A 20526-nucleotide genomic window follows, 5' to 3' on the forward strand; every position below is an offset into this window, starting at 1 on the left:
CAAGCATTCTTTGATGCTTTGACAGCTAAAACTCACTCTGCCTCATCAGCACTGCCAGCATTGAGCAATCCATATTTTTCTTCGCCTATTTTCTCAAGAAGCCCCAATTGAGTCTCAAGGAAATCACAATGGCCTTCTTCATCTGCCAGTAAGCTGTCAAAAAGAGCCATTGTCACGAAGTCACCTTGCTGCTCACAGAACATACGAGATTCGCTGTAATACACAATCGCTTCACGCTCCCCTGCCAGATCAGCTTCCAGCACTTCCTTCACTGAGGAACCGATGCGTAAGGGCGCGATATGCTGCAGGTTTGGGTGCCCTTCCAAAAAGACAACTCTTTCCACCAACCGATCCGCATGATGCATTTCTTCAATCGATTCAGCCCGCTCTTTCTTTGCGAGTTTGGTATAACCCCAATCTTCAAGAAGTCTGAAATGCACCCAGTATTGATTGACAGCTCCAAGTTCCATGGAAATGGCTTTGTTTAAACGTTCAATGACACCGTCTTTTGCTCTCATGAGTTCTCAGTGCAAGCACTGCTCCTTAGGGAATGCAGGTGAAACACAACTCGTTTTGAACCGACCCTAAAACGAGCTTTGATCCCATAAACATAGATCAGCCTAACCCGCCGCCAACCCAAATCCCCTATCGTTCCTAATGAAGCGCTAGTCTGAAACAAACAACTTTAACCCAACAAAAAAGAGCCGCCCAACAGGACAGCTCTTTCTAATCAAAACAAACGGTTAGGCGAACTTATTCGCCAGTATCAGCCGAGTTCGCATTCAATGCGCCGTAGTGCTGTTCACCAATCTTCTCAAGGAGATCCAGCTGAGTTTCAAGGAAGTCAATGTGACCTTCTTCATCAGCCAGTAGATCATCAAACAGCTTCATGGTGACGTAATCACCTTCAGCATCACAAATCTCACGGCTCTTCTTATAAGAGGTGCGAGCTTCATGTTCACCAGCAAGATCCGCTTCCAGAACTTCCTTAAGATTGGTGCCGATCTTCAAAGCGCCAACAGTCTGCAAATTTGGATGACCACCAAGGAAGAGAATGCGCTCAATCAGCTTGTCGGCATGTTGCATCTCTTCAACGGATTCTTCGCGCTCTTTCTGCGCCAACTTTCCAAAACCCCAGTCATCCAGCAGGCGGTAATGCAGCCAGTACTGGTTGACGGCACCAAGCTCCAGTTTCAGAGCTTCGTTAAGCCGCTCAATAACTTTCTCATTATGTTTCATCGGCGGAATTCCTCAATATTCTTGATTAGGGCAATATTTGGCGATGTTCTCGTTTTTACGAGAGCCCTGAACCCATATGTGCAGCAGGAGTGCATAATTCAACAGATTCGATAGTAATACGGCAACCAAATTCCACTTGCCCACATACTACAAACTATTGATTTCTTTCTACGATATCAGGAGAAACCACAACTCCAGCAAAAAAGCGCAGCCAAGAGCCGCGCTTTAAAACAATTTAGCGAAGAAACCGTGTTTAGCTTTCTTCTGGTGCCCCAACGAGAATAAGCACTGCTGCATTAAACTCGTCGTTTTTGAAACGACGAATACGAGCAGCCTCTTCATCCTGTCCCCATTGCTCAATGTTCCAGTCTTCATCAACATGAGCAGCAGACCAGACAACATCCGCTTCAAGGGCTTTTTCAGCCAACGCCAGCGCCAGCAAAGCAGAGCCGCTAATGGACGTCACAGTGTGGATCGCAGTCAACTGAAGCGCATCATATTTATCCAGCTGCACGCGATAGGCAGCTGTAACCGCCTCATCTTGCGCAACATGCATAATCCCTTCAACGAGCTTGAAGCGACCAGCAAACAACTTTTCTGCCCAATCCAAGACTGGGTCCCACTGATCTTTCTGCCGTGTGACCAGTTCTGCAGGGGAATCTGCGCGGTAACACAAATGATCATTTCCGGCATACCGTGTGATCTCGTCTGCAACTTCCGCAAATTTATCTTCAACGGCATCAATCGCAGAATGGGCAATACGCGTCAGCGGCATCGTCGCCGGGTCGATCTCTTCTTCCTGCAGCTCCCATTCGGCAGCCACGCCTTCAGCAATCACTTCATCCTTAAACACCAGCGCATTGCGACCAGGTGTTTTAATGGAGCGTCCATCTAGCAGAACAGCGAAGACGTCATCTTTCAGTTCAACACTCACACGCTCGTAAAAGCGTTTTGGCAAGTTCCGTTTGGTGTGTTCACGCGCAGCCTGAACAGCATCAACAGGCCCTTTTGCAATGTCATCTGCAATCTGCTCAAAAATGTCACGCATTATGCAACTTCCTTATTCCATTTGAAGTGCTCACTAAGCACCGGAATGAGTTCCTTAAACTGATTGATGATATAGGTGGCTCCAGCGCTCTTCACATCTTCAGCGCTGTGATAACCCCATGTAACTCCGACAGATTTCACACCCGCATTACGCGCCATGTGCATATCGAAAGTCGTATCACCAATCATAATCGTGTTTTCCAGATCAACGCCGGTTTCGCTCATCGCCTGAAAAATCATACCTGGATTTGGCTTGGATGGCGCAACGTCTGCTGTCTGCATGGTGGTAAAAAACCCTTCCAGCTCATGTAAGCTGATCAGGTGTTTCATACCGCAGGAATGCTTGCCTGTTGCGATACCAAGAAGCACATCCTCTCGGCTATCCAACTCTCGCAAAGCGTCAATCGCCCCCTCATAAAGGGGGTCATAATCGCGCCCCTTGGAACGCATTTCCCAGACGATCTGTTGGTATCCCTTGACCATATGCTCAATCAAGTCTGGATCATTCCGCCCTAGCAATTGTTCAAACGCTACATCCAGTGTCAGGCCAACCGTTGCAAGAATTTCATCTCGCGATGGCATAGGCAGATCGACAAACCGATACGCAGCAGTAAAACCAATCATGATGTTGTCTTGACTATCCGCAAGCGTACCGTCGCAATCAAACACAATGAGATACATGAAGATCAGCCCGTAACTTTGCTATTACTTATTCTGGTTCATTGATGTCTGGATCATAGTCCTTCACATCCATACCAAGCAAGTTCCAGGTTTGCTGCATATGCGATGGCAGCGGAGCAGAAACATCAATCACACCATTGCCTGACGGATGCGGGATCATAATCCGGCGAGCCAGCAAGTGCAGCTTGTTCTGGATGCCACCGGGCAGCTCCCAGTTCTTGATATTGAAGTACTTTGGATCACCGACGATAGGGCAACCAATATGCGCTGCATGGGCACGCAGCTGGTGCGTACGGCCTGTTACAGGCTTCAGTGATACCCAGGAAAGCTTCTGACCGGACTGTTCAACCACATTGTAAAGGCTGACTGCGTGCTGTGCTTCATCATCGCCATGACGGGCAACACGCATACGCTCTTCGCCCTCATCACGCGCCAGATAGGTCGAGATCCGACCCTGACGCGGCTTTGGCACGCCAGCAACCATCGCCCAGTAGATTTTACGCGTATTGCGATGACGGAATGCCTTTGTCAGCTCCTGAGCTGCACGGCGGGTCTTCGCAACCAGCAAAATACCGGAGGTCTCGCGGTCAAGACGGTGCACCAGACGTGGCTTATCGCCCTTTTGGTTGGTGAAGGCATCAAGCATTCCATCTACGTGACGCGTCAGACCTGAGCCACCCTGCACAGCAAGACCGGCTGGCTTATTCAACACCATCACATGTGCATCTTCAAAGAGCATCATCTGCTCAATGGCTTCACGGTCACTGTCAACCAGCTTGCGCGGACGAGGTCTGGCATTCTTGCGGTCATCAGCAGCAAGCTCAACACCGAGCGGTGGAATGCGGACTTCTTGCCCCTTTTCCAATCGGGTAGAGCTTTCGGCACGTTTGCCATCAACACGAACCTGCTTAGTGCGCAGCAGTTTCTGCAAGCGGCCAAAGCCAAGTTCCGGGAAGTTTTCTTTAAACCAGCGATCAAGACGCATGCCAGCTTCGTCGGCATCAACGCGGCGCATCTCAATTTTAACTGGGCTGCCACCGTTGTTTTGCGGCGCTGCTTTGTTCTGGGAGCCACTCATGGGTGAAGGTCCTGACTTCTAACGCGGCGGCAGCACGAAGGGTGCGCCAGCCGTTCCTATTAAATCCGTTGGCGCTCATTTGGCAGCTGAAGGCACAACATGCAAGTCTTTCACGCAGATTCAGCCGCTAAAAACGAAAAACCATCAAGTTTCTATGAGTTTTTGCCGGCAACTTGCAAATTAGGCGAGAACCTGCCGCGTGAGATAAAGACCTGCAAACAAGGCTGAGACAGAAAGAACAAGTGAGACCAGCACATAAGCAGCGGTCGCAATAGGTTCTCCGCGTTCCCACAACACAGCGACATCCAGCGAGAAGGTTGAGAAGGTGGTAAAGCCGCCAAGGAAACCAGTCGCGATCAGATAACGCAGTTCAGAAGAAGCGTTCAGTCGCTGAGCAAGAACCTCAACAAAGATCCCCATCAACAATGAACCAAGAATGTTTACGGTGACAGTGCCCCACGGAAAAGAAGGACCAAGAAGGCGAAGTCCGGCCATTGAAACCAGATGCCGGCAAACCGCTCCTGCCCCGCCACCAAGTGCAATCAGGATGAGATTTTTCATGCATTCTCCCTATCGGATTTTGAATGGCATGTCTTGCATAAATTGTGGTGTAACTAACATCCCTTAGAGAAGACCTCATCAACCTTCTCCCGGCAAGCTTCCACCAACTCTTCATGATCTTCCAAATGTGCTTCTTCCTCATCCAGAATATCAAGGAATATCGCGCGCAGGTTCATATCATCAACAGGAGCAATACGCTGAGCAGAACCATGGCACTGATGATAAACATCCCGCAGTAACCGCACCAACCGTTCAGCAGCGTTGAGCCGTCCCCATAGATAATCATGCTCACGCCATCCGCGATTGAAGAAGGCACCAAACATCTGCAATTGCGCGCCTTTCAAATCAACGCCGCCGGGACAAAGCAATTGCGCATCCTTTGGGCTGATGCGCCCCACCTCAATCTTACGAAGCTCAAAAGCATCTAGGGCTTGCTGAACTGGAAACATGCTGGTGTCGAAGAATGGAAAGCCGATATAGCCTTCTAGAATACCTTGCGCCGCCTTCAGATCGCCTAGTTTACCAACTCCCTCGAACACGATGGAATCTGTCAGTTTATCAAGATCAGAAAGCCCCATACGAAGGCTGAGGACCCCAAGCACTTTGCGCACCGTCTCCAACTGCGGTGATGCTTCTTTCAGCAATGTCGCAAGATAGATGGTTTCTGTGCCATAAAACTCCTGGGACCAACGGCTCCGCAAGTTGGCAATCTGCCCATAAAGTTCACGCTTAAACACGTCCAGATGACGTGCAAACTCAACAGAACCAGCAATCTCTTCATGGTGATAGAACTTGTTGATCTGCTCGATCAAGAACCGTAACTGACGAATGCGATAGTCAACATCAAGGCTCTTCAGTTCACGAAGAATCTTAGCCTGATCCCGCTGCGCTTCCCCCTCCTCTTCTTTGGAGAAGGTCAACGCATTCACCACCACGTCTTCCACGCTTTCCCAGGACCAGAGAGCAACCTCTTCGCCCTTTTGAACGCACCCTTCTTGCTGCGTGCCGGAAAGCTCAGAAATCAACAAGACAACACGGTGGGCCAGATGCCCTAAACGAAGCTGAAGATAACCAGCATTGGCGAAACCAGATTGCTCCATCGCCGCCAGCTCAGCCCCTTGTCGCACAACTGAGAAGTCACCCTCAGTCTCCGGCAGGCTGCCATGTTTTTCAAGCAACAGCCGCACTTCATGGCGCACCATTGGCAATGCAGCTTCAGCAACTTCCTGTATTCGCCGCACCTTCATGTTGATCTGCTCAATCTCTTGCAGTTCATCACCAATCGGTTCATTGCGCGGAATATGAGCAAGCGACGCGAAGATACTCTTGAAGAAACCGGGAGATTCTAGCTCTGATGGCACATCTCGGTGCGAAAAGGGCAACGGATCCAGATAAAGCAACCGACGCACAACTTCTCGGGCAGCTGGTCGCTGCGCAATGGAGCTAATGAGCGGCTCGAAGGGCTTGTTCATCACGAGCGAGCCATCAATGAAGATCCGCTCCCCTTCTGCATCACAATTAGCATGGAGCACGTTGGTCAGGAATGCCTCACGCCCGCTCCACTCAAGGCCCTGACGCTCAAGAACCCCATCCATCTCCTCAGCACTCATGGGAGGAAAGGCTCCGGGGAAACTTGAGGTCGCTCTGGCCGCAAAAACCAGATCAGGAATACATTCTGCACTCATTTGGCTATGCAAACCGCTGGAAACACGATGAATGGCATTGAACTTCACAATACGGCGATGATCCAACTCCTCAATGAACTCCGGATCATGCAACGCAATACGCCGCAGCACACCGTGAAAATCAGTGAGTGTCACGAACAACTCCAACCGCTGTCCATAAGGGATCAGCGTTTCTCCGCGATCCTCTTCATCCATCGCGCGGCATGCATCCACTAACCACCCTGAGTATCGCTCACCTGAGAACGGCGGCGTAAACCATCGTGAACTGATAAAATCTCGCAGTTTAGTGCGCGTTTCCTTGTTCTGGGGAACATCAGTTCCGAGGAACACCAGCAGCTTATCCAGAATGGGTGCGAGCACCCGCTTGGCATGTTTGCTAACCCCGGAGGTCTCATTGGCCAGCTTATCGACATCAGCAAGCGACAGCCACAAATCACTGTGATGCTTGAGCGGCAAATCATGCGCCAGTGCTCGCGCCAGCATGATCGCATTCACACCTCCCGCAGAAGCACCAGAGATCGCATCAATCACAACCCGCAGGTCAAGTTGCGGCCCAAAGCTTTCCAGAAGATCAAAGTAAGATTTTGCCGAGCCTTCGAGAGCAACATCACTCTCAACACCGCGCTCTCGGTCCCGCCGCAATTGATGCAAAGCATGGGAGGCACGCTGAAGATTTAGGAGTTCACGGGTGACACCATGCATATAGATGGCAAGTGAAACCCCGCCATACAGCACCAGTCCCAATCTCAGCTCAAGTTGCCTCATGCATGCACCAAAATTCGCTTATAAAAAGAAGTCAGAGCATGATGCGCAGACGTAAATAAACGCAACAAGCTCATATGTCAGTGTGCGAACTAAGATGCCCGATTGCAATCGGGAAACCCAAACAAAGTTACGTGTAGTTTATGTGTCGTCTTGAAAAATGACCGTCAGTTTTCGAAAAAGGCGAAACAACAAGTTCCGCGACAACGTCCTAAAGAGAAACCGGACAGATAGCTCTAGGAAGTGCCCCGCTCTTTTCTCAACCGATCCCAATAGCTCAAACGTTTTTGAACATCACGCTCAAACCCACGGGCATTCGGCTCATAATATTTTTGACGGCCCATTTTCTCAGGGAAGTAATCCTGACCAGAAAACGCATCTGGCTCATCATGGTCATAGCGATAGCTGTCACCATAGCCCATCTTCTTCATGAGCGTGGTCGGTGCGTTCAGAATGTGTTTTGGCGGCACAAGAGATCCATATTCCCGCGCATCCATGCGAGCGGCCTTATAAGCCAGATAGGACGCATTGGATTTGGGTGCCGTGGCTAAATAGACGGCAGCTTGAGCCAGCGCATACTCCCCTTCTGGCGAGCCTACCAGCTGAAACGCATGACGTGCAGCATTCACCTGAACCAGCGCATTGGGATCAGCCATGCCAATATCTTCAGAAGCCATCACTGTCAGGCGACGGATGATATAGAGCGGATCTTCTCCGCCTTCCAACATCCGGCACATCCAGTAGAGCGCAGCATCCGGGTCTGACCCGCGAATGGACTTATGAAGCGCAGAAATGAGATTGTAATGCCCGTCCTTGGTCTTGTCATAGATCGGCGCACGTCGCTGCACTACTTCCGCCAGGCGTTCTGTGTCGAAGATCTCATCATCGCCAGCCGTACGCCAAACGTCTTCCGCCAAAGTCAAAGCAGACCGGCCATCACCATCCGCCATACGTACAAGAGATAAACGCGCATCCTCATCCAAAGGCAAGTCACGCCCCATCACCTCTTCTGCGCGCTTAAGCAAATCAATCAGCGCATCTTCATCAAGAGAATGGAACGTCAGAACATGCGAACGGGACAGCAACGCTGCGTTCAGCTCAAAGCTTGGGTTTTCAGTAGTCGCACCTACGAGTGTGATGGTGCCATCTTCCATCACAGGTAAAAAACTATCCAGCTGAGCACGGTTGAAGCGATGGATCTCATCAACAAACAGCAAGGTCCGCTTACCAGAAATCTGACGTCCTCTTGCGCGCTCAAAACACTTTTTGAGATCGGCAACTCCGGAGAAAATGGCAGAGATCTGCTCAAACTCCAATTCCGTTGCATCTGCAAGCAAGCGGGCAACCGTGGTTTTACCAGTACCCGGAGGCCCCCAGAAGATGAGAGATCCCAGAGAGCCGGACCGTAGCATACGGCTTAAAATACCAGCCTCACCCAAAAGGTGGCCTTGTCCGACAACATCCTCCAGAACACGAGGCCGCATGCGGTCTGCAAGCGGCCTGTCTTCCAGCTGATCCATCCCATTGGCGGAAAACAGATCACTCATGGTCTCTCAACATTCCTTTAAGCTGTCGTGGAGAGTAAGCCTCTCAAAACAGCATTATCGCAAACTTACCTGTCGTAGCTGACCATCACGCTTGAAGGTGATGTTCCAGGTGCGCTGCTTCTTGCCAGTCAGCTTGGAAAGGTCTTTGGTGCTTTGAACTTCAGCACCATTGATCTCAACCACGATATCACCGGGTTTAAAGCCGACATAGGCCGCAGTACTACGAGCTTTAATATCAGCAATTACAACGCCTGAAAACTCGTTGTACATGCGCAACTCTTCTGCCACAGCAGGAGAAAGATTCATAACCCGTACACCAGTAAATGGCGAGTTCCCTTTGATCTCTCTTTCATCTCTAGCCACAGTTTCCGGAGCACGCTCAAGACTGATTTCAACGGCAAAAGCTTCGCCACCGCGCAACATCTCAAAGTTCGTTACACCGCCAACTTTCTTCGTGGCAAGACGATAGCCATAAGCATCCGGATCATCCACTTGGGTTCCACCAACTGACAGGATCAGGTCACCCACACGAATACCAGCACGGTCAGCAGGGCTTCCTTCCTGAATACGCGTCACCAAAACCCCGCTGGGACGCTCCAGCCCAAGGCTGGCAGCAATATCAGAGCTAACTGGCTGCACACTGGTGCCAACCCACGGGCGGCGCACGATACCGCCGTCATCAGCAGCCGAAGCAACCACTTCCACCATATTGGCAGGGATTGCAAATCCAATGCCGTTGGAACCTCCGGAGCGCGAGAAGATCGCAGTATTCACGCCAACAAGATGCCCGTTTAGATCAACCAGCGCTCCACCCGAGTTGCCCGGATTAATGGCGGCATCTGTCTGAATGAAGAACTGATAATCCGAGACGCCTACCTGGTTTCGGGCGACAGCGGATACAATCCCTTGCGTCACAGTTTGCCCGACACCAAACGGGTTACCAATCGCCAGTACCAGATCACCCACCTCAAGTTCATCTGAGTTGGCAAACGGCACAACAGGGAACGCCCCTTCTGCGTTGCGTACCTTCAAAACGGCAAGATCTGTGCGCTCATCCATCAAGATGATGTCGGCATCAAACTCGCGCCGATCAGAAAGTGCTACGCGCACCTCATCAGCGCCGGCGATAACATGATGGTTGGTAATAATTGTCCCATCAGCAGACACAATCACACCAGAGCCCAGAGAGCTTTGAACCCGACTGCGCGAACGAGGTGCAAACCGATCAGATTGCTCACCAAAGAAACGACGGAAGAAAGGATCATCAAAGAATGGAGAAACTCTGCGGCGCTCTTGAACGGTACGACTTGCGTACACATTCACCACCGCAGGGGCGACCTTCTTCACAATGGGAGCGAAGGAAAGTGAAATCTCAGCTTGAGATGTTGGAACAGTCTTCTCACTGGCCAGCGCACCAGTGCTTTGCGTTGCAACAACGCCAGTAGTCCCAAGAACTGCACAAAAAAGCAGGTGAGCAGCAGACTTCCTGATTTGACCCATTCTTAAATCCCTTCGGCAAGAGCCCCCAGTTCAAAATGATTTTCTTTCAAAAAATTCGGGAGCAGCAGGTTACAGATAAGTCTGCAATATGGAAATGAAAAGGCCAATCTGTCGGTTTTAAGCAGCGGGCTCGCATCCCCGAAAACTGCATGTGGATTTCAAACCAATAACAGTTTGAGTGCACTAAACAGAACACATCTGCTCAAAACGCAAAACGCCGGGTCTCCCCGGCGCCTCACTCATCTCAACTAAACCTGACAGAACTTAGGCTGCCCGGATATTCTCAAGGTATTGCTCAACCATGTTCTTTAGCTCTTCGGACTGATGCGTCAGCTGGTTTGCAGCGCCAAGAACATTTTCAGCTTCATGCCCGGCGTCACTTGCGATCATGCTCACGCGAGTAATAGCCTGAGCAACCTCAGAGCTACCAGAAGTCACCTGCTGAATGTTGCTGGAGATATCTGTTGCGGTTACAGCCTGTTCCTGAACAGCACCTGCAATCGCAGTCGCCGCTTCATTCACGTCACCAATAACCGTGCTGATTTCCTTGATAGCTGCAACGGCTTTCTCGGTCTCAGCCTGAACAGATTGGATCTGAACACTGATCTCGCCAGTTGCCTGACCAGTCTGGTTTGCAAGGCCCTTAACTTCGGATGCAACAACCGCAAAGCCCTTACCAGCTTCGCCAGCACGTGCAGCCTCAATCGTCGCATTCAGCGCCAACAGGTTGGTCTGATCAGCAATATCATTGATGAGAGAGACAACTTCACCAATGCGCTGCGCCGCTTCCATAAGGCCGTTCACAGACACCTCAGCCGCAGCAGCTTTCTCAGCCGCTTGCTTGGAGACGTCAGCAGAACGCCGAACCTCACGGTCAATCTCACCAACAGTAGCAGAAAGCTCTTCAGCGGCACCAGCAACAGCCTGAAGGTTCATCAGGGACTGCTCAGAAGCAGAAGACACTGTCTGAGCTTCAGTGTTGGTCTGCTCAGAGATGCTTGCCATACTCTTCGCGGTGGTTTCCAGATTACCGCCAGCATCAGTCACAGTGGTCAGGATATCACGAACGCCCACATCGAAGTTCTCGTTCAAGGCATCCACACGTTTCACGCGCTCTTCCTGTTCATGCTGCTCACGCACCTGTTTCTCATCCAACTCTCTTGCACGGACAAGACCAGCTTGGAAGGACTGAACAGCTCGGCCAATATCACCGATCTCATCCTTACGCTGAGCAGAGACAATCTCCACATCCAGATTGCCATTCGCAATCTTATTAAGATTGGCAGACAGGCGATTAAGCGGAGTAGACAGACTACGTGCCATGAAGATGCCAATCGCAGCAACGACTGACAATACGATCAATCCGCTGATAATGATTTCTTTGGCGAGTGCATGCACAACAGCCAGCGCTTCGCTCACATCAGTCTTTGCGACAATAACAGTCGGCAGTTTTTCAAAGCCAAGTGGCAGGGCCAGAATAAACTGTTCCTTCACTTCCGCAAAGCCAACATTGCTTTCCAGGTTCGCCTGCAGATCTTCGACAACTTTCGCAACAACCTCTGGATCATCTTTCTTCACCAGCGCTGTCGGCACATCAGACAGAACCTGATTAGAAAGGATCGTACCGTCAATGCGTGCCAGATACGTCTGACCTGTCTCACCCATGTTCTCGCGATTTTGCAAGACACTATCGAAGAACTCAGAGCCGAGCCGAATGGCGATCACACCCTTAAACGTGACCTGATTGAAGTCTTCAACAAACACAGGAGCCGAAATCAAAAGGGATGCAGAATTTCCATCAGGCGCATATTGAGCGATCTCAGAATAGACCACGTCGCCTTCTGTAGCTTTCGCCGCCTTATTGAATTCCTGACTGAGCAATGTACCGGATAGCTTGCCATCCTTCACGCTCTCAAGAAACTCAGAGGACTTGGTCGCAGAGTAAATCACCAGACCGTTTGCATCCATGATCAGGATGTCCGCATAACCTCCACCGGTTACACTCGCCACAAAATCTGGATGAACAACAGCATGACGCCAGGAATAAAGCGTCTTGTTGCCATTCCCAGTCAGCTGCAGACGGTCTGCCACAGACGACCCGCTCTTTTGGAAGTAGCTAAGGATATCATCCTTATCTGCACTTAGAGAATCCATAGAAGCTAGTAGGTCAGTCATGGTAACGCGCATCGCGCTACTTTTGACCAGGCGCTTGATATCACTATCAACGCGCTCCAGCTTTTCATCGAGAGTATCCCGACGAGCCTGTGCCACGAGCACGAGCTGTGTCTTGCTCGCTTCAGTCAGCGCACTTTCAGCACGCGTATACCCAAGGAATGCCACAACGGCACTCGCAATAATTGCAAGCCCAACCATAATGAATGGAAGACGAACAGCAATACGATTAAAATAATTTTTGACTCTAGGTGAGGATACAGAGCCGCTCTCATCAGATTTAGAACGCATATTTGCCCCCGAGTAATACGTTGGGAGCATAGTCGGGCTATAGTGTTAATCTCCGCTTAAAACAAATATTTAAAATGCTTTTCAAATCGAAGAAAAATTGAAATACCGATATGATTTAGCAGTGTTTTCTCACAAAACTGGAAGCACGCTGTACTATCATAAGTTGCAGCACTGACCTGACACGAGCAATCCAGTTCCACCTGCCAAAACTCACGTAACGCGAACTATTTCATCAGATTCGCTCTGCCAAAAGTGAGGACCTCTGAGCGAATTTCATTCAGGCAACAAAAAAGGGCACCCGAAGGCACCCTTTTTCAAATCGCTTATGCGAAAAGCTTATGCAGCAGCTTCAGCTGTCTCAGCAGCTTCTTCAGCAGCAGCGCGTGCACGATCTGCAGCGCCTTTAGCTTCTACATCGCGCTCAACCAGCTCAATAACAGCCATTGGTGCATTATCACCATGACGGAAACCAGCTTTCAGCACGCGAGAATAACCACCCTGACGGTCCGCATAACGCTCTGCGAGGGTATCAAACAGTTTTGCTACCATTGCAGTGTCACGGATCTGGGAAATTGCTTGACGACGTGCATGCAGGTCGCCGCGCTTACCCAGAGTGATGAGCTTCTCGATGATTGGACGCATCTCTTTTGCTTTCGGAAGCGTCGTAACAATCTGCTCATGCTGGATGAGCGAAGCTGCCATGTTAGCGAACATCGCTTTACGGTGGCTTGACGTCCGATTGAGCTTGCGGCCGGAATTACCGTGGCGCATGGCCCTCTCCTTTGTTAAGTCAATTACGATCTAGTACATCAGATCGCCGGAACCTCACGCAGCGCGCTCAGTTCCTGTTCCTTTAATATTGGTGGTCTTCGTAGCGCTTAGCGAGCTCATCGATATTTTCAGGCGGCCAGTTTGCCACTTCCATACCGAGATGCAGGCCCATTTGCGCCAGAACTTCTTTGATCTCGTTGAGAGACTTACGACCGAAGTTCGGTGTACGAAGCATTTCTGCTTCTGTCTTCTGAATGAGATCGCCAATATATACGATATTGTCGTTCTTCAGGCAGTTTGCCGAACGTACAGACAACTCAAGCTCATCAACCTTCTTCAGCAGTGCTGGGTTGAACGCAAGTTCCGCGACTGTATCTTCCTGAACTTCACGCTGTGGCTCTTCGAAGTTCACGAAGATAGACAGCTGATCCTGCAGGATACGAGCAGCAAATGCTACTGCATCTTCAGGGATCACAGATCCGTCAGTTTCAACAGTCAAAGTCAACTTATCATAATCAAGAACCTGACCTTCACGGGTGTTCTCAACCTTATAAGAAACCTTCTTAACCGGAGAATACAGGCTGTCAACCGGAATCAGACCGATTGGAGCGTCTTCTGGGCGGTTAGCGGCAGCTGGGACATAACCCTTGCCGGTGTTTACAGTGAATTCGATGCGAACTTCCGCACCTTCATCAAGGTTACACAGCAGCAGACCTGGGTTAAGAACCTCAACGTCACCTACAGTTTCAATATCGCCAGCGTAGACCGCACCAGGACCCTGCTTACGCAGAACCATACGCTTTGGTCCCTCACCTTCCATGCGAAGCGCGATTTCCTTGATGTTCAGGATGATGTCAGTCACATCTTCACGAACGCCAGGAATAGATGAAAACTCATGGAGAACGCCATCAATCTGAACCGCAGTCACTGCAGCACCCTGAAGGGAGCTGAGCAGAACGCGGCGCAGTGCGTTACCAAGAGTCAGGCCGTAGCCACGCTCAAGAGGTTCTGCAATCACAGAAGCCTTAAAGCGTGCATCATCGCCAGCACGAATGTCGAGTTTAGTTGGCTTGATAAGCTCTTGCCAATTTTTTTGAATAGTCACGTTCATAAACCCTCTGGCTTTCCCGTTGACCTAAAAGTCAACTAATCCTTGCCTGGGTGGAAAACTAGCCTAACGAACTGTTAGACGCGGCGACGCTTGCGTGGGCGGCAACCATTGTGCGGGATCGGAGTTACATCACGGATAGATGTAATAACGAAACCTGCAGCCTGAAGCGCACGCAGAGCGGATTCACGTCCAGAACCTGGACCACGTACTTCTACTTCGAGAGTACGCATGCCGTGTTCAGCAGCCTTACGACCAGCGTCTTCGGCAGCGACCTGTGCAGCATAAGGGGTAGACTTACGAGAACCCTTAAAGCCAAGCGCGCCGGCAGACGACCAAGAGATCGCATTGCCCTGAGCATCGGTGATGGTGATCATGGTGTTGTTGAACGTAGAGTTCACATGCGCGACACCTGAAGAAATGTTCTTCCGTTCGCGACGACGCACACGCGCCGATTCTTTAGCCATTATATTTCCTAACTTCGATATCTACACCGCCGTATAGCCGGCGGCTCCACCGGATAACCGGCTAGTTATTTCTTCTTACCAGCGATCGCTTTAGCAGGGCCCTTACGGGTGCGAGCGTTGGTATGAGTGCGCTGACCACGAACAGGCAGACCACGACGGTGGCGCAGGCCACGGTAACAGCCAAGGTCCATGAGACGCTTAATATTCATTGCAGTTTCACGACGAAGATCACCTTCAACGGTGTATTCAGCGTCGATTGCTTCACGGACTTTCAGAACTTCTGCATCAGAAAGTTCGTTGACGCGACGCTCTGCAGCAATACCGACTTTCTCGGTGATTTCCTGCGCGAACTTCGCACCAATGCCATGAATGTACTGCAGCGCGATAACTACGCGCTTATTCGTCGGAAGGTTGACGCCAGCAATACGTGCCACGTTTGTTTTCTCCAATTACGAGGGTACGTTTGTTCCCTCTCCCATTTTTTTGCCGATAACACACCTACAACCACGCAGGTTGAGGGCGCACCATCACACAGCAAAAAGATCAGCCTCGGTTTCCCAAGGAAAACCGGCGCCAATCGATTATGGTGTCGATGTGCGCCGGCTATACTTTATTATAAAGGCAAGCGCAAGCGCCTGCCTTCAAAAAGCACGGATTAAACCGTGCTCAAAATCGTATCGATCTCTGAAGCAACCTCGTCAACGGACTTCATGCCATCAACGCTCATCAGCATGTTCCGCTCACCATAGTATTTGATAAGCGGGGCTGTCTGCTCGTTGTAAACTGCAAGACGCTTCTTCAAAGACTCTGCATTGTCATCGGATCGAGCTTCCGCGCTTTCACGAGCACGTGTTTCGATACGCTCAAGAAGGATACCTTCATCAACTTTCAGCTGCACAACAGCATCAAGTCTCTGGTCCTTCTTCTCAAGCAGTTCGCCAAGAGCGTCTGCCTGAGCAATGGTGCGTGGGAAACCGTCCAGAATGAAGCCTTTTGCACAATCAGCCTGATCAATACGATCAGAAATGATGGAGCAAATCAGGTCATCAGAAACCAGGTCACCACGTGTCAGAACATCTTTAACCTTCAAGCCGACTTCGGTTTCAGCTGCAACAGCTGCACGAAGCATGTCACCAGTAGAAAGCTGGACAATACCATGCACCGCAACAAGTCGACCTGCCTGAGTGCCTTTACCAGCACCAGGAGGGCCAAGAAGAATCAATCTCATCTACGTTTCCCCCTCAACTTCGTTTTCTTCACCAAGCCCTCGTACTGATGAGCAAGAAGGTGTCCCTGGATCTGAGAAACGGTATCCATGGTGACGCTAACAACAATGAGCAGAGACGTACCACCGAAGTAGAACGGCACACCCGTTGCTGAGATCAGGAACTCTGGCAACAAACAAATGAGAGTAATGTATATTGCACCGACAACCGTAATGCGAGTTAGCACATGGTCAATGTACTGCGCAGTACGTTCGCCTGGACGAATTCCTGGAATGAAGCCACCATGCTTCTTGAGGTTGTCTGCTGTCTCCGACGGATTGAAAACAATCGCGGTGTAGAAGAAGCAGAAAAAGATGATTAATGCTGCATAAAGAGCCATGTAGGCTGGTTGACCGTGTCCCAGCAGCGCAGTGATTGTTGTCAACCACGCCATCGAACCAGTGGAATCACCGGTTTGGAAACTGGCTACAGTCGCTGGTACCAGCAACAAGGAACTCGCAAAAATCGGTGGAATAACACCAGCCGTATTGAGTTTGAGTGGCAGGAACGAAGTGTTCCCCTCAAACATCTTATTGCCCTGTTGGCGACGTGGATACTGAATCAGCAACCGTCGCTGTGCACGTTCCATGAAGACGATAACGCCGATAACCACCACAGACAGTATGATAACTGCCAGAATGATTGGAGTTGCGAGCGCGCCCTGACGACCAAGTTCCAAAGTGGAAGCAATCGCAGAAGGAAGCCCGGCAACAATACCGGAGAAAATGATCAAAGAAATGCCGTTACCAATGCCGCGAGAGGTGATTTGCTCACCCAGCCACATCAGGAACATAGTACCACCAACAAGGGTAAGAACTGTTGCAATACGGAAAAACCAGCCCGGATCGATAACAATGTTCGCGCCAGCCTCAAGACCAACGGAAATACCGTAGGCCTGGAAGGTTGCCAGAATCACTGTACCAAAACGTGTGTACTGGTTAATTTTTTTCCGGCCTTGCTCACCCTCTTTCTTCAGCTGTTCCAAAGTAGGAACAACAGAAGTCATAAGCTGGATGATAATCGACGCAGAAATGTAAGGCATGATGCCGAGGGCAAAAATAGCCATACGCTCGACAGCACCGCCGGAGAACATGTTAAACAGGCCAACAATGCCAGTTTGTACGTTTCCGAAGGCCTGTGCAAGCGCGTCAGGATTAATTCCAGGCAGAGGGATATAGGTTCCGAATCGATAAACCAAAAGCGCGCCTAGCGTGAACCAGATCCGCTTCTTCAGTTCCTCGGCTTTAGCAAAGGCAGAAAAGTTAAGGTTTGAAGCAAGTTGCTCGGCAGCAGAAGCCATTCCGCGCTCCGGTCAGTTTGGATACACCCCGAAAAAAAGACAAGGCTGTTAAGCCTTGCCTTCCTTGATTACGACCTTGCCGCCTGCTTTCTCAACTGCTGCAACAGCAGTTTTGGAAGCACCAGCAATTTCGAAAGTCACAGCAGATTTCAGTTCACCGTCGGACAGAAGGCGTACGCCATCCAGAACGCGGCGAACAACGCCTGCTGCAACAAGTGCTTCAACAGTCACCGTCGCGGAAGCGTCAAGCTTACCAGCGTCGATTGCTGTCTGAACACGACCCAAGGACACAATGTTAAGGTCCTTAGCAAAGATATTGGTGAAGCCGCGCTTTGGAAGACGACGATGCAATGGCATCTGCCCGCCTTCAAAGCCCTTGATAGCAACACCCGAACGGGACTTCTGACCTTTGACACCACGGCCGCCAGTCTTGCCCTTACCGGAACCGATACCGCGTCCTACGCGGGTTCGGTCCGAAACAGCACCCGGGTTATCCCGGAGTTCGTTGAGCTTCATGATAGTTCTCCCGGTCCGCTTATGCTTCGTCTAAAACGCGAACCAGATGCTGAACCTTACGGATCATGCCGCGTACTTCTGGAGTATCCTTCAGAGTACGACGACGGTGCATCTTGTTCAGACCCAGACCAATCAACGTAGCACGCTGACTAGCAGGACGGCGAAGCGGGCTACCGATCTGTTCGACTGTTACAGTCTTTTCAGTATTAGCCATGACACTAACCCTTGTTCTCAGTCAGCAAAAGCGAGGCTTATGCCTCAGCCTTTACTGGCGCCGCATCATCGTTGTCACGACGACGAGCCTGCAAGGAAGATACCTTGAGACCACGACGTGCTGCAACAGAACGCGGGCTGTCTTCTTTTTTCAGTGCATCGAAAGTCGCACGAACCATGTTGTACGGGTTGGAAGTACCAAGGGACTTCGCAACAACGTCCTGGACACCAAGTGTCTCAAACACAGCACGCATTGGACCACCAGCGATGATACCGGTACCGGCAGGTGCTGCACGAAGTACAACTTTACCTGCGCCGTGACGGCCTTCAACATCGTGGTGAAGAGTACGACCTTCACGAAGTGGCACACGAACCATAGTACGCTTAGCAGCTTCTGTTGCTTTGCGGATGGCTTCTGGCACTTCACGAGCCTTACCGTGACCAAAGCCAACGCGGCCTTTCTGATCACCAACTACTACAAGAGCGGCGAAGCCGAAACGACGACCACCCTTTACAACTTTAGCGACGCGGTTGATGTGAACGAGCTTATCGACAAATTCGCTGTCGCGCTCTTCACGATCCCGGTTATCCTGTCTCGCCATAATAATGTTTCCCGTTCTCTAGGAGCACCAAAAGGCGCTGATCAGAAGCTCAGACCGCTATCACGTGCTGCATCTGCCAAGGCCTGAACACGGCCATGATAGATATAACCACCACGATCAAACACGACTTCTTTGATACCAGCAGCAATAGCGCGTTCAGCAATAAGCTTGCCTACAGCAGCAGCAGCATCTTTATTGCCGCCGTTTTCTACTTTTACGTCTTTCTCAATGGTAGACGCGGACGCAAGGGTTACACCCTTGGTATCGTCGATGATCTGAGCGTAAATCTGCTTGGATGAGCGGAAAACGGACAGCCGAGGACGACCATTCGCTACCTTTTTGATCGAACGGCGCACACGGGCGCGACGACGTTCGAAAGAATTTCCATTCGCCATGGTCCGTACCGTTACTTCTTCTTGCCTTCTTTACGAACGATGAACTCGTCCGCATAACGAATACCCTTGCCTTTGTATGGCTCAGGTGGGCGATATTCACGAATGTTCGCGGCAACCTGCCCTATCTGCTGCTTGTCAATGCCGTTGATGACAATTTCTGTCGGCTTCGGACATTTGATTTCTACACCCTCAGGAATGTCAAACTTGACATCATGAGAGAAACCAAGAGCAAGATTAAGGGTCTTACCTTGAACCTGTGCACGGTAACCAACACCGGTAATCGCCAGCTGCTTTTCGAAGCCGGAGGTCACACCTGTGATAAGGTTAGCGACCATGGTGCGGGACATACCCCACAAAGAACGCGCAGTCTTTGACTGGTTGCGCGGATCAAGACGGATACCATCATCCGCCATATCGACCGAAACGAGATCGTTGACCACGAAGGAGAGTTCCCCCTTCGGGCCTTTAACGATAACATTCTGGCCGTTGATCGTTGCCGTTACCCCGCTTGGCACGGGGACTGGCTTCTTGCCAATTCGAGACATAAGATCAACCTGTCTGTTATTTTAGTTAATCGTGCAATGCCGCGTCAGAAGACGCGACAAAGTACTTCACCACCCACATTTTTCTCACGTGCATCGTGGTCTGCCATTACGCCCTGAGGAGTAGACAGAATAGATACACCCAAGCCGTTTGCAACGTGTGGGATGTTCTTGACTGAAGAATACACACGACGACCAGGCTTAGATACGCGCTCAATGGTGCGAATCACTGGTTCACCGTCGAAATACTTCAACTCAATTTCAAGCTCAGACTTGCCTGCACCGAAGTCAACAGCGGTATAACCGCGGATGTAACCTTCAGAAATCAGAACGTCCAAGATGTGCGCGCGCAACTTAGAAGCAGGTGTGCTTACTTTAGATTTGCGACGCATCTGCGCATTACGGATGCGCGTGATCATATCCCCGACTGGATCGGAAATCGACATAGCAGTAACTCCTTACCAGCTCGACTTCACGAGACCCGGGATCTTGCCCAGGGAACCCAACTCACGAAGCGCAATACGCGACATCTTAAGTTTGCGGTAGTAACCGCGTGGGCGACCTGTGACTTCACACCGGTTGCGTACCCGTGTAGGCGCGGAATTGCGCGGCAGCTTTGAAAGCTTCAGCCGTGCATTGAAACGCTCCTCCAGGGACAAGCTCTCGTCCTTGGCCATGGCCTTCAGGGCAGCACGCTTGTCAGCATATTTACTAACAAGAGCTACGCGCCGCTTGTTTTTCTCGACCGCGCTTTTCTTCGCCATCGTCTGTCCTCGTTCCTTTC

Annotated in this window: 23 protein-coding genes; all 23 read right to left on the reverse strand. The window is 50.7% G+C overall.

What is annotated here, in order from left to right; translation table 11 throughout:
• Positions 1 to 32: 32 nt before the first annotated feature.
• The 23 genes from bfr (PsAD26_RS20075) to rpsN all read right to left on the reverse strand — a co-directional run bounded on the left by bfr (PsAD26_RS20075) (position 33) and on the right by rpsN (position 20506).
• Positions 33 to 518 (reverse strand): bacterioferritin, encoded by a 486-nt coding sequence (gene bfr / locus PsAD26_RS20075; protein ID WP_063311853.1) that lies wholly within the window; start codon positions 516 to 518, stop codon positions 33 to 35.
• A gap of 235 nt (positions 519 to 753) precedes the next feature.
• A complete protein-coding gene (gene bfr, locus PsAD26_RS20080; protein WP_057463409.1) occupies positions 754 to 1239 on the reverse strand; it encodes a bacterioferritin in 486 nt (161 codons plus the stop codon).
• Between the two features lie 253 nt (positions 1240 to 1492).
• Positions 1493 to 2287 (reverse strand): ATP12 family protein, encoded by a 795-nt coding sequence (locus PsAD26_RS20085; protein WP_063311854.1) that lies wholly within the window; start codon positions 2285 to 2287, stop codon positions 1493 to 1495.
• Complete coding sequence (locus tag PsAD26_RS20090) at positions 2287 to 2967, reverse strand: HAD-IA family hydrolase (RefSeq protein ID WP_063311855.1); 681 nt, start codon at positions 2965 to 2967, stop codon at positions 2287 to 2289. The genes PsAD26_RS20085 and PsAD26_RS20090 overlap by 1 nt, the downstream gene beginning before the upstream one ends.
• Before the next feature lie 28 nt (positions 2968 to 2995).
• Positions 2996 to 4045: an RluA family pseudouridine synthase gene (locus tag PsAD26_RS20095; RefSeq protein WP_063292669.1), complete on the reverse strand. Its 1050-nt coding sequence runs from the start codon at positions 4043 to 4045 to the stop codon at positions 2996 to 2998.
• A 180-nt stretch (positions 4046 to 4225) separates the two neighbouring features.
• A complete protein-coding gene (gene crcB, locus PsAD26_RS20100; protein ID WP_063289470.1) occupies positions 4226 to 4606 on the reverse strand; it encodes a fluoride efflux transporter CrcB in 381 nt (126 codons plus the stop codon).
• Between the two features lie 53 nt (positions 4607 to 4659).
• Positions 4660 to 7056 (reverse strand): patatin-like protein, encoded by a 2397-nt coding sequence (locus tag PsAD26_RS20105; RefSeq protein ID WP_063311856.1) that lies wholly within the window; start codon positions 7054 to 7056, stop codon positions 4660 to 4662.
• Positions 7057 to 7289: 233 nt separating this feature from the next.
• A complete protein-coding gene (locus PsAD26_RS20110) occupies positions 7290 to 8600 on the reverse strand; it encodes a replication-associated recombination protein A (RefSeq protein ID WP_063311857.1) in 1311 nt (436 codons plus the stop codon).
• Positions 8601 to 8654: 54 nt separating this feature from the next.
• Entirely contained in the window at positions 8655 to 10100 is a 1446-nt protein-coding gene (locus PsAD26_RS20115) for a DegQ family serine endoprotease (protein WP_063311858.1), read from the reverse strand.
• Between the two features lie 264 nt (positions 10101 to 10364).
• Positions 10365 to 12563 carry a methyl-accepting chemotaxis protein gene (locus tag PsAD26_RS20120; RefSeq protein ID WP_063311859.1) on the reverse strand — a complete coding sequence of 733 codons (2199 nt, stop codon included), beginning with the start codon at positions 12561 to 12563 and terminating at the stop codon, positions 10365 to 10367.
• A 336-nt stretch (positions 12564 to 12899) separates the two neighbouring features.
• Positions 12900 to 13334 carry a 50S ribosomal protein L17 gene (gene rplQ, locus PsAD26_RS20125; RefSeq protein ID WP_057463418.1) on the reverse strand — a complete coding sequence of 145 codons (435 nt, stop codon included), beginning with the start codon at positions 13332 to 13334 and terminating at the stop codon, positions 12900 to 12902.
• Between the two features lie 82 nt (positions 13335 to 13416).
• A complete protein-coding gene (locus tag PsAD26_RS20130; protein ID WP_057463419.1) occupies positions 13417 to 14445 on the reverse strand; it encodes a DNA-directed RNA polymerase subunit alpha in 1029 nt (342 codons plus the stop codon).
• Positions 14446 to 14519: 74 nt separating this feature from the next.
• Positions 14520 to 14909 carry a 30S ribosomal protein S11 gene (rpsK, locus tag PsAD26_RS20135; protein ID WP_063311860.1) on the reverse strand — a complete coding sequence of 130 codons (390 nt, stop codon included), beginning with the start codon at positions 14907 to 14909 and terminating at the stop codon, positions 14520 to 14522.
• A 65-nt stretch (positions 14910 to 14974) separates the two neighbouring features.
• Entirely contained in the window at positions 14975 to 15343 is a 369-nt protein-coding gene (rpsM, locus tag PsAD26_RS20140; protein ID WP_063289475.1) for a 30S ribosomal protein S13, read from the reverse strand.
• A gap of 221 nt (positions 15344 to 15564) precedes the next feature.
• Positions 15565 to 16137: an adenylate kinase gene (locus tag PsAD26_RS20145; RefSeq protein ID WP_057463420.1), complete on the reverse strand. Its 573-nt coding sequence runs from the start codon at positions 16135 to 16137 to the stop codon at positions 15565 to 15567.
• Complete coding sequence (gene secY, locus PsAD26_RS20150) at positions 16134 to 17474, reverse strand: preprotein translocase subunit SecY (protein ID WP_063289476.1); 1341 nt, start codon at positions 17472 to 17474, stop codon at positions 16134 to 16136. Before secY ends, PsAD26_RS20145 begins: the two co-directional genes overlap by 4 nt.
• Positions 17475 to 17522: 48 nt before the next feature.
• The gene (gene rplO / locus PsAD26_RS20155; RefSeq protein WP_063311861.1) at positions 17523 to 17990 is read right to left on the reverse strand and encodes a 50S ribosomal protein L15; all 468 of its coding nucleotides are present in this window, start codon (positions 17988 to 17990) and stop codon (positions 17523 to 17525) included.
• Between the two features lie 19 nt (positions 17991 to 18009).
• Complete coding sequence (gene rpmD / locus PsAD26_RS20160) at positions 18010 to 18204, reverse strand: 50S ribosomal protein L30 (protein ID WP_057463423.1); 195 nt, start codon at positions 18202 to 18204, stop codon at positions 18010 to 18012.
• Positions 18205 to 18241: 37 nt separating this feature from the next.
• The gene (rpsE, locus tag PsAD26_RS20165) at positions 18242 to 18805 is read right to left on the reverse strand and encodes a 30S ribosomal protein S5 (RefSeq protein WP_008548041.1); all 564 of its coding nucleotides are present in this window, start codon (positions 18803 to 18805) and stop codon (positions 18242 to 18244) included.
• Between the two features lie 41 nt (positions 18806 to 18846).
• Entirely contained in the window at positions 18847 to 19200 is a 354-nt protein-coding gene (gene rplR, locus PsAD26_RS20170) for a 50S ribosomal protein L18 (protein WP_057463424.1), read from the reverse strand.
• Between the two features lie 11 nt (positions 19201 to 19211).
• Positions 19212 to 19745, reverse strand: coding sequence for a 50S ribosomal protein L6 (gene rplF, locus PsAD26_RS20175; protein WP_063297934.1), 534 nt, complete (start codon positions 19743 to 19745; stop codon positions 19212 to 19214).
• A gap of 44 nt (positions 19746 to 19789) precedes the next feature.
• Positions 19790 to 20188, reverse strand: coding sequence for a 30S ribosomal protein S8 (gene rpsH, locus PsAD26_RS20180; RefSeq protein WP_057463426.1), 399 nt, complete (start codon positions 20186 to 20188; stop codon positions 19790 to 19792).
• A gap of 12 nt (positions 20189 to 20200) precedes the next feature.
• Positions 20201 to 20506: a 30S ribosomal protein S14 gene (rpsN, locus tag PsAD26_RS20185; RefSeq protein WP_057463427.1), complete on the reverse strand. Its 306-nt coding sequence runs from the start codon at positions 20504 to 20506 to the stop codon at positions 20201 to 20203.
• Positions 20507 to 20526 lie beyond the last annotated feature (20 nt).

Source organism: Pseudovibrio sp. Ad26 (assembly GCF_001623285.1).
Classification (GTDB): domain Bacteria; phylum Pseudomonadota; class Alphaproteobacteria; order Rhizobiales; family Stappiaceae; genus Pseudovibrio; species Pseudovibrio ascidiaceicola.

Excerpts from the sequence above, each read along its gene's own strand:
- bfr (WP_063311853.1), bottom strand. The coding sequence starts at position 518 with ATGAGAGCAAAAGACGGTGTCATTGAACGTTTAAACAAAGCCATTTCC.
- bfr (WP_057463409.1), bottom strand. The coding sequence starts at position 1,239 with ATGAAACATAATGAGAAAGTTATTGAGCGGCTTAACGAAGCTCTGAAA.
- PsAD26_RS20085 (WP_063311854.1), bottom strand. The coding sequence starts at position 2,287 with ATGCGTGACATTTTTGAGCAGATTGCAGATGACATTGCAAAAGGGCCT.
- PsAD26_RS20090 (WP_063311855.1), bottom strand. The coding sequence starts at position 2,967 with ATGTATCTCATTGTGTTTGATTGCGACGGTACGCTTGCGGATAGTCAA.
- PsAD26_RS20095 (WP_063292669.1), bottom strand. The coding sequence starts at position 4,045 with ATGAGTGGCTCCCAGAACAAAGCAGCGCCGCAAAACAACGGTGGCAGC.
- crcB (WP_063289470.1), bottom strand. The coding sequence starts at position 4,606 with ATGAAAAATCTCATCCTGATTGCACTTGGTGGCGGGGCAGGAGCGGTT.
- PsAD26_RS20105 (WP_063311856.1), bottom strand. The coding sequence starts at position 7,056 with ATGAGGCAACTTGAGCTGAGATTGGGACTGGTGCTGTATGGCGGGGTT.
- PsAD26_RS20110 (WP_063311857.1), bottom strand. The coding sequence starts at position 8,600 with ATGAGTGATCTGTTTTCCGCCAATGGGATGGATCAGCTGGAAGACAGG.
- PsAD26_RS20115 (WP_063311858.1), bottom strand. The coding sequence starts at position 10,100 with ATGGGTCAAATCAGGAAGTCTGCTGCTCACCTGCTTTTTTGTGCAGTT.
- PsAD26_RS20120 (WP_063311859.1), bottom strand. The coding sequence starts at position 12,563 with ATGCGTTCTAAATCTGATGAGAGCGGCTCTGTATCCTCACCTAGAGTC.
- rplQ (WP_057463418.1), bottom strand. The coding sequence starts at position 13,334 with ATGCGCCACGGTAATTCCGGCCGCAAGCTCAATCGGACGTCAAGCCAC.
- PsAD26_RS20130 (WP_057463419.1), bottom strand. The coding sequence starts at position 14,445 with ATGAACGTGACTATTCAAAAAAATTGGCAAGAGCTTATCAAGCCAACT.
- rpsK (WP_063311860.1), bottom strand. The coding sequence starts at position 14,909 with ATGGCTAAAGAATCGGCGCGTGTGCGTCGTCGCGAACGGAAGAACATT.
- PsAD26_RS20145 (WP_057463420.1), bottom strand. The coding sequence starts at position 16,137 with ATGAGATTGATTCTTCTTGGCCCTCCTGGTGCTGGTAAAGGCACTCAG.
- secY (WP_063289476.1), bottom strand. The coding sequence starts at position 17,474 with ATGGCTTCTGCTGCCGAGCAACTTGCTTCAAACCTTAACTTTTCTGCC.
- rplO (WP_063311861.1), bottom strand. The coding sequence starts at position 17,990 with ATGAAGCTCAACGAACTCCGGGATAACCCGGGTGCTGTTTCGGACCGA.
- rpmD (WP_057463423.1), bottom strand. The coding sequence starts at position 18,204 with ATGGCTAATACTGAAAAGACTGTAACAGTCGAACAGATCGGTAGCCCG.
- rpsE (WP_008548041.1), bottom strand. The coding sequence starts at position 18,805 with ATGGCGAGACAGGATAACCGGGATCGTGAAGAGCGCGACAGCGAATTT.
- rplR (WP_057463424.1), bottom strand. The coding sequence starts at position 19,200 with ATGGCGAATGGAAATTCTTTCGAACGTCGTCGCGCCCGTGTGCGCCGT.
- rplF (WP_063297934.1), bottom strand. The coding sequence starts at position 19,745 with ATGTCTCGAATTGGCAAGAAGCCAGTCCCCGTGCCAAGCGGGGTAACG.
- rpsH (WP_057463426.1), bottom strand. The coding sequence starts at position 20,188 with ATGTCGATTTCCGATCCAGTCGGGGATATGATCACGCGCATCCGTAAT.
- rpsN (WP_057463427.1), bottom strand. The coding sequence starts at position 20,506 with ATGGCGAAGAAAAGCGCGGTCGAGAAAAACAAGCGGCGCGTAGCTCTT.